Here is a 15,099-nt window from a genome sequence, read left to right as displayed (position 1 = left end):
TCGAAAACTGCTGGTCATGCCATGAAAATCCGCCCTGTGGATAACATGCGGATGGGGAGGAACTTCAATGCTCCATCCACATTGTGGTTGGGATTGTGGATGATCTGCCATTGTGGAGGAACCTCCAGAAGTGTGCGGGGACAGTTCGTCCGTGGCACCGACGACAACGGCGTCCCGTCGTTTCTTAGGCCGATCCCTCACCCCGCTCCCCGGTGTGCGGCCTTCTATGCGAGTGGACCCGTTTCCGGATGTCCGGTAACGGGTCCACTGCACTTCGACTGCTGCTGGAAGGTCGATCAGATCTCACGGTGGGTGGCTTCGGGGTCGCGTGGGCCCTCTGTCTCGGGGCTGCGCGCGGGGATCCAGGGATCTGTGTCCTCATCGACGGGGACGTCGCTGTTGACGAGCCGTGACTCGAGGGATTTTGAGAAGATCTCGACGGGATCGGAGGCGATCTCGATGGTGCCGTCGATGTCCTGCCATTCGCCGCCGTCGACGGAGAACTGGCCTGCGAACGTGGTGGTGAGGGTGATGTCGTACCAGCCCTCGTGGGAGTAAGTAGCGGTGACCTGCTCCGAGGGGAAGGGCTCGCCCGGCTTGGTGGTGGTGATGGTGTTCCCGTCTCCGAGGTCCCAGTGGTACTCGATCGGTACGGCGCGCACCTGGACGGGCACGCCGAGCAGTTCGGTGTCGAGGGTCTGTGCTTCGGGGTTCGTGTGCAGGACATTGACCATGTTCACTGGCAGCCACCCCTCCTCCGGCCCGGCGTTGGCGGCCAGGGGCTGCACGGGGAGTTCGGCGAAGTCGCGCTGGGTCACTGTGATCACTACCGGCTCGCCCGCAGGTGAGAGAGCGTTGGCAGGGGTTGGGGTGCTCGGGGTGACGCAGGAGTAGCCGTTCCTGGTATCGGTCCCGGTGCGGAGATTGCGGGTGATGGATTCGACAGTCACCTGGTCGGCGCTAGCACTCTGGTCGGGCCTGGCGCGTGCGATGACCTCGCCGCCAATAATCGTGTAGTCCGGGGCAGCTGCGCAGGTGCCCCGGGCAGCGACACAGTTCTGATTGCCGTTGACGTAATCACCGCAGGTGTATTCGCCATGGGCGGCCGCTGGACGACTGAAGGTGAACTCCTTGAGGGCCTGGGCGGGGGTTCCAACTGCATGTTGCCCTGTTTGTTGTGAGCCGCTTGGGCTACTTTTGTCGCGACGTCGTCCTCCGTGGGACTGCTGATCCAGAGTGGACCAGTCCATTACAAACTCTTTGTCGCTTGCGTGCGCGTTTGGGTCGGGCTTATGTGATTCTTTCGGCTCGCGAGGTGGGTCGTCCCCGCGGGCGGGCGTGAAGGCTAACGTGAACGCCATCAATGCGATAATGATTGCAAGTGCTAGATGAAACCTGAAGGAAGTGGGGCGAGGCCTCTTAGTTATATGCTGAAACATCAAGTTGCATTCCCTCCACGACCCAATGATCCTTGTCCCAGTTTAATCCTCCGATTGCGGTCATTTTGGTCTCCTTTGGGTCTTGCGAGCCGGACGCAGCAGTTTCTGCAACGATGAACCCGTACCCAACCTCAATGGCATAATTCTCCGATTCCTGACTCTCGATCAAAGTGTCATGAATGCTTTGCGAGGGCCAAAGTTCATCTTTGCCTTCCATGGTTGAGATCTGTTCGTCCAACTCTTGGCACTGTTCGCAGGTGGGTGAATGTAGGTGCGTGAGGGGGGCTGGGTCTCCGCTGGTGTGGGCCCAGTACACGACCGCGATGTAATACCGGAACGCCTGCTCCGCACCCTCCGGGGTGTTCTGGTCCATGCCGGGGTAGTCGGCGGGGTCGGGTGCGGGGATGTCAGGGGCGGCTGCGGTCGCGTCGCCGCCCCGTCGCTCGCCTCGTTGCCATCGCCATCGGTCGAACCGCCGCCGTCGCTGGGGGCGTCCCCGCCGCCGTCGCTGCCGCCCACGGAGACGCTAGGCGGCGGTGTGGTCACGGTGCCGTTCTCACCGTCATCACCGCACGCCGCGAGGCCGAACGTGAGGGCTGCTGCGGCTGCTGAGGCCAGGATCCGACGATGCATGAGGAGCCTTCCGGGAGAACTGCGGTCACCCGGCACAGTAACGACGGCCCCACCGCGCAGCCACCCCTCCCGCGAATTGTGGACAGCGCGACCGGCCGACGGGGAACCGAGCCGACGACAGGCGAGAGCCCTCACGCTTCGCCCAAGACCCGCTCCACGAAGTCGGCGGTCTCCATCGGATCCAACACCGCTGCGGGGTGCGGGCCCGCGGCATTCCATGCGGAGCGCCAGTCCTCCGCCTTCGACGACGACATGGCCCCACCCGCCGCCAGCACGAGATTCCCCTCCCGCAGGTGAGTGACCAGTCCCGAGTCGGCCAGCATCCACACTCCGGACAGGCCGTGCTCGGCCGCGGCGTGCTCCAGTTCGCGCGCCTGACCGGCGGCGAAGCGCAGGCCCGCGTCGTCGCCGACGTTCACCACCAGCAGTCCGTTGCGCTCCAGGTGAGGAAGAGCCTCCGTGTAGAAGTCCCGCGTGGCCAGGTGCGCCGGTGACTCCTCGCCGGAGAACACGTCCAGCACGATCGCATCGAACCGCGCCTGTGTCATCTCGGCGAGAGACTCCCGCGCATCGCCGATCACCACGTCCAGCTGCGTGCCCGCCGGTAGTGGCAGGGCACCTGTGACCAGCGTGGGAAGCTCCCGCTCGATCTCCACCACCGTCTGCGGCGATCCGGGACGAGTCGCCTGTACGTACCGGGGCAGGGTCAGAGCTCCGGCGCCCAGGTGCAGGACTCGGACCGGCTCCCTGCCGGGCCGGAACGCATCCAGGACGTTCGCGATGCGCCTGAGGTACTCATGCACCACCCGCGTGGGATCGGCGAGGTCGACATGGGACTGGTCGATGCCGCCGATCTGCAGCACCCAGCCCTCGTCCACCTCGTCGGCCACGATCCAGGCCTCCTGGCCGGAATGGCTGAGCCGGGCCGAGCGGCGGGCGGGGAAGGGGGCATCAGGAGCGTTCACGCGCCCCATTGTCGCGCGGCCCGATCAAGTGCGCCGGTCAGGCGCGGCCCGATCAGGCGCCGGTCTGAGCGGCCCGATCAAGCGCGCCGGTCGGAGCGGCCCGATCGAGTGCACTGGCCGCCGATCGAGTGCACTGGCCGCCTATCGAGCGCATCGGCGAGGGCGCTGCCGGGTGCTTCACCGCCGGCGAGTGACTCCTGGAAGGCAGCGACCCACTCCACTCGGTGCGACGCTCCTGACCGACGGTCCCCTCAGTTCTCCTGCTGGATGATCGCGATCTTCTGCCACACCTTGCGGGCCATGTCCGAGGTGAGGGTTTCGATGCCCTCGACAGCATCGAGCACGTCCCCGTCGGTGGTGTCCTCGGCGAACAGGGCGGCGCTCTTGCCCACGAGCGACAGCATCTCGGTGCAGAAGTCCAGGTAGCGGGTGAGCTCGGCGCGGCTCATGCCCAGGCCGCCGTCCTCGCGTGAGGAGCGCTCCAGGCGCTCGGGCACCTTGGTGAGCTGGTGCATGTCGATCACGTGGGCGAGGGAGCGCAGCCGGTGCAGGATCCGCAGAACCCGTGCCCGCTCCATCCGTTCGGGCACCGTGAACAGGAAGAACACGGCGATCCCGCCGAACACCAGATCGTTGATGATGGTCTCGATCAGTGGCAGTAGATCCACCGGGGCCAGGGCTCCCGGCGTCTCGGCCACGTCGATCGCGGCCAGCGTCACCGCACCACCCAGGAACGCCACCACCACGAGCATCGCGATGCGGGACAGCAGCCTCGCCAGCTGCACCCGACGATGGCTGATGCCCGAGCCCGGGTTGACCTCGTCCACCAGCGCCACCACCTCCCCGCACACCTCCCACAGTCCGCGGTCGGGGAAGCGGGAGGCGATCCGACGCTGCAGCGCCTCGGCGGAGCGGCGCACCGCACCGCCGTCCAGGCGCTGGTAGCGACTGGAGTCGGGCGGGCCGTCGTCGTGATCGTCGGGCCGAGGCGGGACTGTGTCGAGTCGAGGCACTTCGGGAGCCTATACGGCAGATGCCGTGCCCGGTGACGGGTGCGGGCGCGGGCCGCTCATGACTCCCTCTCAGGTGGTCACTGGTAGGAGACCATGACCGGGGTCGGCTCGACCTGGAAGGTCTGCTCGGCATCCAGCATCGGGATGTCCTCATCGTAGAAGTTCTTCCACGCCAGGTGGATTCCCTCCGGCAGATCCTGCTTGAGCGCCTCCCAGGTGGCGGTCTTCGACCCCTGATCGCCCTGCCCGTCCGCGTGCAGGATGATCGCCAGTTCGTCGAAGGAGGTGTCCAAATCCTGCCGGTTACGGATCATGGAATGGCGGAACTGGTGCAGCACCAGGATCTTCTGTGGCAGGTCGTTGCTGCGGGTCAGCTCGGCAAGCCACGCGGAGACCTCGTTGATCTCCGCGGCCTCCACGGAGCCGATCTGCTTCAGGTGCACCTGATCGGGCTTGAGCCGCCACTCCGGGTCCAGGGCCAGGCCCACGTGGGGCTCCAGCAGCAGCTCCTCGTACAGCTTGGCCTGCTCCAGGAAGTGGGTGCGGCCCGGCTGCAGGTCCAGCAGGGCGAACATGCCGTTCTCCGCGGCGGCATCCACGTAGGGACGCAGATGGTCGATGGTGGAGACGTTGGAGTACTGGCCGTCACGTCCGGCGCTCGAGGAGGCGATGGTGGCGATGATCTCGAAGGACGGCACCACCACGTCCTCGGTCAGCTCGCGGTAGGGGGCGGCGTGCTCCTCGGCGCGCGTCACCGACTCCTCGGGTCCCTGCTCACCGAGCACTCCGAGCACCGGGGACCCCGGGTGCCCGTACAGGGCGATGATCCGCTTGCCGGGCAGCACCAGCTGGCCGCCCCCCCGGCACCTGCGGCTGGGTGCGCGCCATCTCCACGCGCTCGGCGAACTGCTCGCCGAACTCCGGGCCCAGGGCGAGCACCGGGCCGCCGGCGGCGGTGACCGCCTCCACCGACTCCGCCGAGACGCGCGGGTCAGGGTGCGGCAGCTCGGTCACCGTCGCACCGGCCGCCAGTGCCGCGGCCAGGGCGCCGACGGGCACCTCGGCCCCGGCGGCCGCGAGCGCCACCGGGGCGGCGTCACCGGCGGCGGGCTCGACATCGGGCAGCCTCCGCTCGCCGTCGAGCTCCTCGCCGGGCAGTGGGTCCTCGCCGATGGTCAGCAGCACGCCGCCCCCGGGCTCGAGGCCGCGCAGCTCGGCGGGAAGGTCCTCGGCCGCGATCGGCCGACGCTCGGTGAAGCCGTGACGAGCCGACTCCGAGAGCTTGTCGGGGTCGCTGCTGACGCGCACCACGTCCACGCCGTCCAGCTCGATCTCCCCGAAGGTCAGGGCTGCCTCGGCGGCGAGGGAGGCCAGGGTCTCGGCGACGGCGGAGGCGTCCCCCACCAGCAGCGGCACGCCCATGGCGATCGCGGCGGAGGCGGCCGGGGCGAGCACAGCGGCATCCTCGTTCGCTGCGACCACGGCCACGGGGGAGGAGGTGAAGGAGGCAGCGGTCACCGCATTGGCGTCAGGGGCAAGCACCCCCGCCGTCTCGGTGGAGCGCTGGACGGCGTCGGGGTTGTGCTCCTCGCCGCCGTCGCCGGCCGAGCTCTCGGAATCACCATCGCACGCGGCGAGCACGCCACCGGCCAGGGGCAGAGCGATCGCGGACTGCAGCAGGCGACGGCGCGGCAGGGTGCGGCGCGGGACGGGACCGGGGGAGTCGGGTCGGGCGGACTGCGGGCGGCGGATCGAAGGGTTCACGCCTTCCATGATCCATGAGATCGGCGAGCTGGTGCGGGGCCGCGCCGGGAGGACACCGAGCGGTCGGGCCCGTCGTGTCCCAACGCACGCGACCCGGTGCGAGGTGATGGTGGATGGAGCCGTGAACGGTGATCAGCAGCCCGCCCGCGGGCGCAGGCTCTCCGACCGCGGGCGCAGGCTCTCCGACCGCGAGATCGCGGCCCGCGCCGAGGAGCTGGCCCAGCCGCAGCGCAGCGCCTACCGGATCGAGACGGGCCTGATCGGCGACGAGGACGTGTCCGTGATCACGTCGTGCGCCCGGGAATATGTGCCCCTGCACGGAGGTTGAGCCATGTGTACTCAAGTTCAGTGCGTCGCAGATTGACAAGGAGCGGCTCGCGATCTCTACTTGAGTCGCTGTCACTCAGTCTCCCCGCCGATCCCGGCGGATGCATGAACCACACGCGACCAGAAGGTCGCAGGAAGGCAGGCACACATGTCCCGTGTCGTCGGTATCGACCTCGGAACCACGAACTCCTGCGTCGCCGTCCTCGAGGGCGGCCAGCCCACCGTCATCGCCAACGCCGAGGGCGCCCGCACCACCCCGTCGGTGGTCGCGTTCTCCAAGCAGGGCGAGGTCCTCGTGGGTGAGGTGGCCAAGCGCCAGGCCGTCACCAACGTCGACCGCACCATCTCCTCCGTCAAGCGTCACATGGGCACCGACTGGACCGCCCAGATCGACGACAAGGCCTACACCCCGCAGGAGATCTCCGCCCGCATCCTGGGCAAGCTGAAGAAGGACGCCGAGAGCTACCTCGGCGAGACCGTCACCGACGCCGTGATCACGGTCCCCGCCTACTTCAGCGACTCCGAGCGCCAGGCCACCAAGGACGCCGGCACGATCGCCGGCCTCAACGTGCTGCGCATCATCAACGAGCCCACCGCCGCGGCCCTCGCCTACGGCCTGGAGAAGGGCAAGGACGATGAGCAGATCCTGGTGTTCGACCTCGGCGGCGGCACCTTCGACGTCTCGCTGCTCGAGGTGAGCAAGGACGAGGACGGCTCCACCATTCAGGTCCAGGCCACCGCGGGCGACAACCGCCTGGGTGGCGACGACTGGGACCAGAAGATCGTGGACTGGCTGATCTCCCAGGTCAAGAACAAGGACGGCGTGGACCTCTCCAAGGACCGCATCGCCCTGCAGCGCCTCAAGGAGGCCGCCGAGCAGGCCAAGAAGGAGCTCAGCTCCTCCACCTCCGCCTCGATCTCGCTGCAGTACCTGTCGATGACCGAGAACGGCCCGCTGCACCTGGACGAGAAGCTCACCCGCGCCCAGTTCGAGGACATGACCTCGGATCTGCTCGAGCGCACCAAGGCCCCGTTCCACCAGGTGATCAAGGACGCCGGGATCTCCCTGTCTGAGATCGACCACGTGGTGATGGTGGGCGGCTCCACCCGCATGCCGGCCGTCACCGAGGTCGTCAAGGAGCTCACCGGCGGCAAGGAGCCCAACAAGGGCGTCAACCCCGACGAGGTCGTGGCCGTGGGCGCTGCCCTGCAGGCCGCGGTGATCAAGGGCGAGCGCAAGGACGTCCTGCTCATGGACGTCACCCCGCTGTCCCTGGGCATCGAGACCAAGGGCGGTGTGATGACCAAGCTCATCGAGCGCAACGCGGCCATCCCCACCAAGACCTCCGAGGTGTTCTCCACCGCCGAGGACAACCAGCCCTCCGTCGCCATCCAGGTGTTCCAAGGCGAGCGCCAGTTCACCCGCGACAACAAGCTGCTCGGCACCTTCGAGCTGACCGGCATCGCCCCGGCCCCCCGCGGCATGCCCCAGATCGAGGTCACCTTCGACATCGACTCCAACGGCATCGTGCACGTGACCGCGAAGGACCGCGGCACCGGCAACGAGCAGTCCATCCAGATCACCGGCGGCTCGGCCCTGTCCGACGAGGACATCGACCGCATGGTGAAGGACGCCGAGGCCCACGCCGCCGAGGACGCCGAGCGTCGCAAGAACGCCGACGCCCGCAACACCCTCGAGCAGCTCGTCTACCAGGGCGAGAAGCTGATCAAGGACAACGGCGAGAAGATCTCCGACGCCGACCGCACCAAGGCCGAGGACTCCATCAAGGAGGCCAAGGACACCCTGGCCAAGGAGGACGCCTCCACCGAGGACCTCGAGGCCAAGCAGGACGCGCTGAACGAGGCCCTGCAGGCCGTGGGCACCGCCATCTACTCGCAGCAGGAGGGCGCCCAGGGTGCCCCCGGCGCCGACGGCACCCCGGGCGAGCAGCCCGCCGGTGACGCCTCCTCCGACGAGGACGTGGTCGACGCCGAGATCGTGGACGAGGACGAGGAGAACAAGTGATGAACGAGGACCGGAGCACTCCCGACGACGCACAGCGCCCTGAGGGCGAGCCGAGGTTCTCGTTCACCGACAAGCGCAAGGTGGACCCGACGGACGGCAGCGTCCGCCCGTCGGGCCCCGCCCCCGCGAAGGACGGCTCGGCCGAGCAGGCCCCGAAGGGCGAGAGCCCGGCGGATGCCTCGGCAGCCCCCGTCGACCCGATCGACGCGGAGGCCGCGAAGCTCTACGAGCAGGCCGGCCAGGGCGAGCAGGAGCAGGGCGAGCAGCCCGCCGGCGCGTCCCCGGAGCAGGCCCGCATCAGCGAGCTCGAGCAGGAGGTCAACCGCCTGGGCGAGCAGCTCAAGCGGGACCAGGCCGAGTACGTCAACTCCCGTCGGCGCATCGAGGCCGCAGCCGAGACCGGCAAGGAGGCGGCCGTGGGCCGCGTCCTGGCCTCGCTGATCGGCGTGCTGGACGACGTGGAGCTGGGGCGCCAGCACGGCGACATCGCCGAGGGCACCCCGTTCCACTCGATCACCCAGAAGCTCGAGGAGGTGCTGGCCGGCCACGGTCTGCACCGCTTCGGGGCGGTGGGGGAGACCTTCGACCCCACCCTGCACGAGGCACTCATGCACGAGCAGGACGACGAGGCCGACGAGGCCACGATCTCCCTGGTGGTGCAGCCCGGCTACCGCATGCACGAGCGCGTGCTGCGGCCGGCCCGCGTGGGGACCCGCGGACCCGCCTGATCCGCAGACCCCGTAGGACCGGAAGTTCCAGCAGTGCCTTGGTGCGGGCCCGTCGGCCACGACGAGCCAACGGGCCCGCACCACCCCACAGATCTCAATTTCCCTGACGCTCCCGGAAGGAGGCGCTCCACATGTCCGGACAGGACTGGCTCGACAAGGACTTCTACCAGGTCCTCGGCGTCTCTAAGGACGCGAGCGCGGAGGACATCAAGAAGGCCTACCGCAAGAAGGCCAAGAAGCTCCACCCCGACCGCAACCCCGGCGACAAGCAGGCCGAGGAGCAGTTCAAGCAGGTCGGTGAGGCCTACTCGGTGCTCAACGATGCCGAGGAGCGCCAGAAGTACGACGCGATCCGCGCCATGGGTTCCGGCGGCGCCCGCTTCGCTGCGGGCCCCGGTGGCCCGGGCGGCGCCGGCGGTGCAGGCTTCGACGACATCTTCTCCGCTATGTTCGGCGGTGGTCAGGGCGGCTTCAGTGGAGCCCGAGGCGGCGGCCCCGGCGGTTTCAACCCCGCCGGCGGCGGGCCCGAGCCCGACCTCGACGACCTGCTGCGCATGTTCGGCCAGCAGGGCGGCGCACCCGGCGGTGGCTTCGGCTTCGGCGGCGGGCATGGCCCTCGGCCCAGCGCCGGCCAGGACATCGATGCCCGCACCCGCATCAGCTTCCGCCAGGCGGCGCTGGGCACCGAGGTGCGCCTGAGCGTCGACGGCCGCACCGTCACCGCCCGCATCCCCGCCGGGGTGCACGACGGCCAGCGGATCCGCCTGCGCGGCAAGGGCCGGCCCGGCCACGGCGGCGGCCCCGCCGGTGACCTGATGCTCACCCTGGAGGTGGACGAGCACCCGGTGTGGAGCGCCGATGGCGCCGATCTGCGGATCACCGTGCCCGTGTCCTTCGACGAGGCAGTGCTGGGCACCACCCTGACCGTGCCGCTGCTGGACGGCGGCACCGTGGGTCTGAAGGTGCCCGCCGGCACCCCGGCCGGCCGCACCCTGCGCGTGCGCGGCAAGGGCCTGGTCACGAAGAAGCGCATCGGTGACCTGCTGGTCACCGTGCAAGTCGCAGTGCCCACCCACGTGGAGGGCGCGGCGCGCAAGGCCGTCGAGGACCTGCGCGACGCGCTCGCCGACGAGGATCCCCGTGCCGGCCTCGCCGAGGCCGCCGCCCGCTGAGCGATCCACGCACGGAGCGATCCACGCCCGGAGCGATCCGCACGCTGAGAGAACGAACCGCAGGAAGGAGTGATCCCCGATGAGCCCCCACCGCATCGACGAGCGCGCCCCCGTGTTCGTGATCTCGGTGGCCGCGGAGCTCTCCGGGATGCATCCCCAGACCCTGCGCCAGTACGACCGCATCGGCCTGGTCTCCCCCCGCCGCACCGCCGGCCGGGGACGCCGCTACAGCGCCCGTGACATCGCCCAGCTGCGCGAGGTGCAGCGGCTCTCCCAGGAGGAGGGCATCAACCTGGCCGGCATCAAGCGGATCCTGCAGCTCCAGGACGAGGTGGCCTCCCTGCGCGAGCAGCTCGGCGCGGTCCACGAGGCCATCGAGGAGATGGCCGCCCGCTCCGGCGGCCGCGTGTTCTCCGCCGACCGCTCCGGCCGCGTGACCTCCCTGCGCCGCGGGGAGAGACCCGATCGCCCGCCCGGCGGTGCGCTGGTGCTGTGGCGGCCCGACCGCCGGCGCTGACCGGCGATCCTCTCAGGACCGACGGATGACTCCCTCGGCCTCGTAGATCCCCGCCAGGCGCTCCGCGACCCGGCCCAGGTCCACCTCCTGCGCGGCGGCCCGACCGGCTGCGGTCAGGTCCGGCAGCTCGCCGTCCAGCAGGGCCCCCAGGCGCTCCTTCACCGTGGTGGGGAAACTGGGGTCGTTCCCGGGCACCATGTGGGTGACCTCCCCGTCGGGCAGCCAGTCGCGGTAGATCGGGATGTCCCTCAGCAGCACCGGGGCCCCGCACGCCAGGGCCTCCAGCAGCACGATCCCCTCGGTCTCCTCTTTGGTGAGGAAGCAGAAGGCGTCGGCTCCCGCGTACGCATCGCGCAGGACCTCAGCCCCCACGTACCCGGGGAACAGGCAGTTGACGGGGGCCGAGGCGATCGCGGCTTCGACGTCCTTGGTGATCAGTCGCGGATCGGTGTGGCCGTACCAGACGAAGTGCGCCTCTGGCATGGAGCGCGCCACCTGGACCCAGTCCAGGATTCCCTTGCGCACCATCTGGATGCCCACGCTCATCACCACGCGCGACTCCCCAGGCAGGCCCAGGGAGTCCCGCAGACGGCCGCGCGCCGAGGCGTCCGGGCGGAAGAACGAGGTGTCCACCCCGTTGGAGAGCACGTGGATGCGGGTGCGGATCCCGTACTTCGGCTGGGAGACCAGGCTGCGCGAGTACGGGGTGGGGGTGATCACGGCGTCGCCCCGCCGGTACAGCAGCGCGATCCACCGGCGGAACAGCGGCGCGATCCGATTGGCGCCGGTGAAGGAGTCCCGGAAGTCCTCCTCCGTGGAGTGCGCCCACATCAGCACCGGACGGCGCCGCAACCGCGCCCACCACGACAGCAGCAGCGTGTCCGGGAACGGGGTGTTCAGATGGATCACGTCGAAGGGGCGCAGCGGGGAGCGGACCACCTCGTGGCCCAGGGAGCGCACCGCCTGCTCCTGGTGGCGGATGGCCGCCCCGATGCCGGACTGCTTGGCGATGCGGGCCATACCCGTCGGCATCAGCACCCGCAGCGGGCGGGCAGGGCGGACCGGGCGGGCGTTCGGGCGTGCGTGAGGCCGGCCCGTCACCATGGCACGAACTTCACCAGCAGCGCGGAGACGCCCAGGCCATAGGCGATCAGCGACCACGGCTTGCAGGTCAGGATGATCAGCAGGTAGGTGCGCCACCGCATCCGGGTGGTACCCGTGAGATAGCACAGCAGATCGTCCGGGGCCACGGGCAGGGCGATCGCGGTGGCGAACACCCGCGTGAAATGGGGGCTGCGTGTCCAGCCCAGCGCCTTCTCCACCGCCCTCGGGGAGAACATGCGCTCGATCAGTCCCAGGCCCACCTGTCGACCGATCGCGAAGTTCACGAAGGAGCCGGAGCACACCGCGAGGTAGTTGTACAGGGTGCCCTCCAGCGGTCCGAACAGCACGGGCCCGGCCACCACCAGCAGCCCCCCGGGGATCACCGGGAAGATCACCGAGGCGATCGAGACCATCAGGAACGCGATCGGTCCCCAGGCGCCGAGGCCGTCGATGAAGGCCAGCAGGTTCTCCAGGGAGCGCAGCACTCCGGCCTGCCAGCCCCACCACACCAGGCCGATGCTGACCACCAGCCCCAGCAGGGGCGAAAAGCGAGCTGCGATCCGCAGGGGATCGCAGCGAGGGGCGTCGACCGCCGGGCGATCAGCACGGACCGCGGGGCGCGGGGGCTGCTTCACGAGCGCGTCAGCGGTGCTCACTGGGGGACCATCCTTAGTGCGGCCTTGTTCGGTAGGGTCGTGACCACTCGGTCCCGGTGGGTGCATGGCCTATGGTGCGTGCCGTTCGACGGCCAGCATGAGTTCTGCCAGCCCTGCCGGGCCGAGGCCATCTGAACGGCATCAGGAACATGCCCCTTCGAGGGCCGAGCAGTGAGCTTCCGGCAGGTGTCCTCTACCAAGTGGTGCTCCTTCGAGAGACCTGGAGTGCATGCATGTTTGTCGGATGGGACTGGGGCAACACCACCCACGCGGTCGCTGTCATCGACGGCCAGGGCCAGACGGTCGACCGTTGGCTCTGCCCCCATAGCGAGGACGGGCTGCGCGCCACGTTCGCTCGCCTCGCGGGCCACGGCGCGCCAGCTGAGCTGCCGGTAGCGATCGAGACCACGCGCGGGCTGGTCGTGGACCGGATTCTGGCGGCCGGGCATCCAGTCGTGGCCGTCCACCCCAATGCGTTCAACGCCGTTCGTCCCCGCTGGGGCGCGGCCCGCGCGAAGGACGATCCCGGCGACGCGTTCAAGCTCGCCGACTACCTCCGCACCGACGGTCGTCGCCTGCGGACCCTGCGCCCCACCGAGCAGGTCACTCTTGAGCTGCAGGCACTCGTTCGTGCCCGTGAGGACCAGGTCACCGCCCGCGTGACGGCGACCAACCAGCTCGCCGCGCTGCTGGCCGAGCACTGGCCCGGCGCCGGGATGGTCTTCGCCCGCCTGGACTCCGATATCGCCCTGGCGTTCTGCGACCGCTTCCCCGCCCCTGCGACGGCCAGACGACTGGCACCGGCGAGAATGCGGGACTGGCTGGCCCGCCAGCACTACTCCGGACGCAACGACCCGACAGTTTTGGTGGCCAAGCTCCGCGACGCTCCCGCACCTGCCTCCAGGCTCGGCGAGGAGACGATCACCGCGCTGGTCCGTGCTCAGGTCGCGGTCATCCGCGCCCTGAAGACCGCGATCGACGAGCTCGAGGCCCAGATCGACACGGCCCTGGCCGCCCATCCCTGGGCAGCGCTGATCAAGGACTTGCCCCGAGTCGGGACCGTCAACCTCGCCCAGCTCATCGGTGAGATCGGCCCCCTGCTGGAGCACACCGCCAGCGCGGACCAGCTCGCCGCCGAGGCCGGCGTCGTGCCCGTCACGCGCGCCTCGGGCAAGTCTCGCGCGGTCGTGTTCCGCTACGCCACCAACCGGCGAGCTCGCCAAGCCCTCGTCCGCTGGGCCGATAACTCCCGCCACGCCTCGCCCTGGGCGAGGAACATCTACGACACCGCCCGCGAACAAGGCAAACGACACCCCCACGCCGTGCGGATCCTCGCCCGTTCCTGGCTGCGGATCATCTACGCCTGCTGGCGCGACGGAACCTGCTACGACCCTGCCGCCCACGAACGGCGCAGAACCGAGAAAACGGACCACATCACCGCTCTCGCGGCCTAGAGGTTGACTCAGGGAACTCATGCCGGCACCGGTTGACGGGTCAGGATCCGCGGCGTCCGGCGGCTGCGCACCTGCTGGTACACCTCCAGCACCGCCCGGCCGAACTCGCGGGCCCCGCAGGTGGCGCGGGCATGCTCCACCGCCGCACCGGACATCGCCTCGCGGGATATGCGGTCCCCCAACAGCTGGTCCAGGCGCTCGCAGAACTCCTGCTCGCCCACCACCTGCCAACCGGTGACCCCGTCGATCACCACCGGGTCCAGGGACGGGTCGCGACGGCACAGCAGCGGCAGACCGCAGGCCAGCGCCTCGATGAACGTGAGCCCCTGGGTCTCGCTGAGGGAGGCACTGACGAACACGTCCCCGATCCGGTACCAGCGCTGCACCTCGGAGGGATCCACCACCCCGACGAACAGCACACGGTCGGTGATGCCCAACGTGCGGGCCCGGTGCACCAGCTCCGCGCGGTAGGGGCCGCCGCCCACCAGCACCAGCACGGTGTCCTCGCGGCCGGAGGCCGCCACGTGGTCCAGCACTTCGTCGAGGTTCTTCTCCTTGGCCAGGCGACACACGGACAGCAGCACGCGCTGGTCCGGGCGCACCCCGATCGCGGCCCTCAGGGCAGCGGCGTCCTCCCTCTCGGCGGCTGTGGTCGCGGGCCGGAACCGCTGCAGGTCCAGGCCCGTGGGCACCACGTGGATGGGCCGGCGCACCCGGTACGAGCGCAACAGGCGCGACACCTTCGCGGTCGGCACGATCACCGCATCCGTGCGCTCCAGCAGGCGGCGCGAGAACGAGGCCACCACCCTGCGGCCCACGGTGCGACTGGGGGAGTAGTAGTGCGTGTAGTCCTCGTAGATGGTGTGGTACGTGTGCACCAGCGGCACCCCCAGGGTGCGGGCGATGCGGCGGGCCCACACGTGGGTGGAGAACTCGCACTGTGAGTGCACCACGTCCGGCCGCCACGCCATGATCTCGCCCAGCACGTGACGGTTCGCCGGCATGCCGATGCGAGCATGGTCGTACACCAGCTGGGCGGAGAGAGAGCCGATGTGGTACACACCGCCCTCACTCCACGTGCGCATCCCGTCGGAGAGGGTGAGGACCCGCACCTCGCAGCCCAGGGCCTCGAGCTCGCGCCGCAGGGTGCTGACCGAGGCCACCACACCGTTGACCACGGGCTCCCACCAGTCGGTGGTCAGCAGCACGCGCAACGGCCGCTCCGGGTGGGGGACGTTCCGCTCCAGGGGGCGGAGCCTCAGCTTGTTCACCCCTCGAGCATCCCACCCGGTGCGCGCAGG

The 15,099-nt window shown here is 69.5% G+C and carries 15 protein-coding genes; 6 read left to right on the top strand and 9 right to left on the bottom strand.

Translation table 11 applies throughout. The features are described from left to right. Window positions 1-296: 296 nt before the first annotated feature. The 6 genes from IOE58_RS07630 to IOE58_RS07605 form a co-directional block, all read right to left on the bottom strand. Entirely contained in the window at window positions 297-950 is a 654-nt protein-coding gene (locus IOE58_RS07630) for a PKD domain-containing protein (RefSeq protein ID WP_259891458.1), read from the bottom strand. A gap of 469 nt (window positions 951-1,419) precedes the next feature. Beyond that, a complete protein-coding gene (locus IOE58_RS14305; RefSeq protein WP_228019269.1) occupies window positions 1,420-1,812 on the bottom strand; it encodes a DUF6318 family protein in 393 nt (130 codons plus the stop codon). A gap of 391 nt (window positions 1,813-2,203) precedes the next feature. Next, complete coding sequence (locus IOE58_RS07620) at window positions 2,204-3,046, bottom strand: spermidine synthase (protein ID WP_193865812.1); 843 nt, start codon at window positions 3,044-3,046, stop codon at window positions 2,204-2,206. A 242-nt stretch (window positions 3,047-3,288) separates the two neighbouring features. Continuing rightward, window positions 3,289-4,050, bottom strand: coding sequence for a hypothetical protein (locus tag IOE58_RS07615; protein WP_193865811.1), 762 nt, complete (start codon window positions 4,048-4,050; stop codon window positions 3,289-3,291). Between the two features lie 77 nt (window positions 4,051-4,127). Next, window positions 4,128-4,805 (bottom strand): hypothetical protein, encoded by a 678-nt coding sequence (locus IOE58_RS07610; RefSeq protein WP_193865810.1) that lies wholly within the window; start codon window positions 4,803-4,805, stop codon window positions 4,128-4,130. A 19-nt stretch (window positions 4,806-4,824) separates the two neighbouring features. Next, window positions 4,825-5,814 (bottom strand): hypothetical protein, encoded by a 990-nt coding sequence (locus IOE58_RS07605; protein WP_193865809.1) that lies wholly within the window; start codon window positions 5,812-5,814, stop codon window positions 4,825-4,827. Between the two features lie 121 nt (window positions 5,815-5,935). Between IOE58_RS07605 and IOE58_RS07600 the strand changes: the two genes are divergently transcribed. The 5 genes from IOE58_RS07600 (at window position 5,936) to IOE58_RS07580 (ending at window position 10,584) form a co-directional block, all read left to right on the top strand. Then, a complete protein-coding gene (locus tag IOE58_RS07600; RefSeq protein WP_193865808.1) occupies window positions 5,936-6,142 on the top strand; it encodes a hypothetical protein in 207 nt (68 codons plus the stop codon). A gap of 147 nt (window positions 6,143-6,289) precedes the next feature. After that, window positions 6,290-8,167 (top strand): molecular chaperone DnaK, encoded by a 1,878-nt coding sequence (dnaK, locus tag IOE58_RS07595; RefSeq protein WP_193865807.1) that lies wholly within the window; start codon window positions 6,290-6,292, stop codon window positions 8,165-8,167. After that, window positions 8,167-8,895 carry a nucleotide exchange factor GrpE gene (locus IOE58_RS07590; protein WP_193865806.1) on the top strand — a complete coding sequence of 243 codons (729 nt, stop codon included), beginning with the start codon at window positions 8,167-8,169 and terminating at the stop codon, window positions 8,893-8,895. The genes dnaK and IOE58_RS07590 overlap by 1 nt, the downstream gene beginning before the upstream one ends. 131 nt (window positions 8,896-9,026) lie before the next feature. Next, window positions 9,027-10,067 (top strand): DnaJ C-terminal domain-containing protein, encoded by a 1,041-nt coding sequence (locus IOE58_RS07585; protein ID WP_193865805.1) that lies wholly within the window; start codon window positions 9,027-9,029, stop codon window positions 10,065-10,067. A gap of 79 nt (window positions 10,068-10,146) precedes the next feature. Next, on the top strand, window positions 10,147-10,584 hold the full coding sequence (locus IOE58_RS07580; RefSeq protein ID WP_193865804.1) for a heat shock protein transcriptional repressor HspR: 438 nt from the start codon (window positions 10,147-10,149) through the stop codon (window positions 10,582-10,584). A gap of 12 nt (window positions 10,585-10,596) precedes the next feature. Here the strand turns inward: IOE58_RS07580 and IOE58_RS07575 are convergent, their stop codons facing one another. Both IOE58_RS07575 and IOE58_RS14780 read right to left on the bottom strand, forming a co-directional pair. Further along, a complete protein-coding gene (locus tag IOE58_RS07575) occupies window positions 10,597-11,616 on the bottom strand; it encodes a glycosyltransferase family 4 protein (RefSeq protein ID WP_228019267.1) in 1,020 nt (339 codons plus the stop codon). A 65-nt stretch (window positions 11,617-11,681) separates the two neighbouring features. Further along, a complete protein-coding gene (locus IOE58_RS14780; RefSeq protein WP_193865802.1) occupies window positions 11,682-12,344 on the bottom strand; it encodes a VTT domain-containing protein in 663 nt (220 codons plus the stop codon). Between the two features lie 233 nt (window positions 12,345-12,577). Between IOE58_RS14780 and IOE58_RS07565 the strand changes: the two genes are divergently transcribed. Then, a complete protein-coding gene (locus IOE58_RS07565; protein WP_193865801.1) occupies window positions 12,578-13,798 on the top strand; it encodes an IS110 family RNA-guided transposase in 1,221 nt (406 codons plus the stop codon). A 17-nt stretch (window positions 13,799-13,815) separates the two neighbouring features. Here the strand turns inward: IOE58_RS07565 and IOE58_RS07560 are convergent, their stop codons facing one another. Then, complete coding sequence (locus tag IOE58_RS07560) at window positions 13,816-15,069, bottom strand: glycosyltransferase family 4 protein (protein ID WP_348981922.1); 1,254 nt, start codon at window positions 15,067-15,069, stop codon at window positions 13,816-13,818. Between the last annotated feature and the right edge of the window lie 30 nt (window positions 15,070-15,099).

The organism is Brachybacterium epidermidis, assembly GCF_015209585.1.
GTDB classification, from domain to species: Bacteria; Actinomycetota; Actinomycetes; order Actinomycetales; family Dermabacteraceae; genus Brachybacterium; species Brachybacterium epidermidis.
Note: the sequence above shows the minus strand (reverse complement) of the source record. Positions and strands in the feature narration are given on the sequence as shown.

Excerpts from the sequence above, each read along its gene's own strand:
- IOE58_RS14305 (WP_228019269.1), bottom strand. The coding sequence starts at position 1,812 with ATGGACCAGAACACCCCGGAGGGTGCGGAGCAGGCGTTCCGGTATTAC.
- IOE58_RS07620 (WP_193865812.1), bottom strand. The coding sequence starts at position 3,046 with ATGGGGCGCGTGAACGCTCCTGATGCCCCCTTCCCCGCCCGCCGCTCG.
- dnaK (WP_193865807.1), top strand. The coding sequence starts at position 6,290 with ATGTCCCGTGTCGTCGGTATCGACCTCGGAACCACGAACTCCTGCGTC.
- IOE58_RS07590 (WP_193865806.1), top strand. The coding sequence starts at position 8,167 with ATGAACGAGGACCGGAGCACTCCCGACGACGCACAGCGCCCTGAGGGC.
- IOE58_RS07585 (WP_193865805.1), top strand. The coding sequence starts at position 9,027 with ATGTCCGGACAGGACTGGCTCGACAAGGACTTCTACCAGGTCCTCGGC.
- IOE58_RS07580 (WP_193865804.1), top strand. The coding sequence starts at position 10,147 with ATGAGCCCCCACCGCATCGACGAGCGCGCCCCCGTGTTCGTGATCTCG.
- IOE58_RS07575 (WP_228019267.1), bottom strand. The coding sequence starts at position 11,616 with ATGCCGACGGGTATGGCCCGCATCGCCAAGCAGTCCGGCATCGGGGCG.
- IOE58_RS07565 (WP_193865801.1), top strand. The coding sequence starts at position 12,578 with ATGTTTGTCGGATGGGACTGGGGCAACACCACCCACGCGGTCGCTGTC.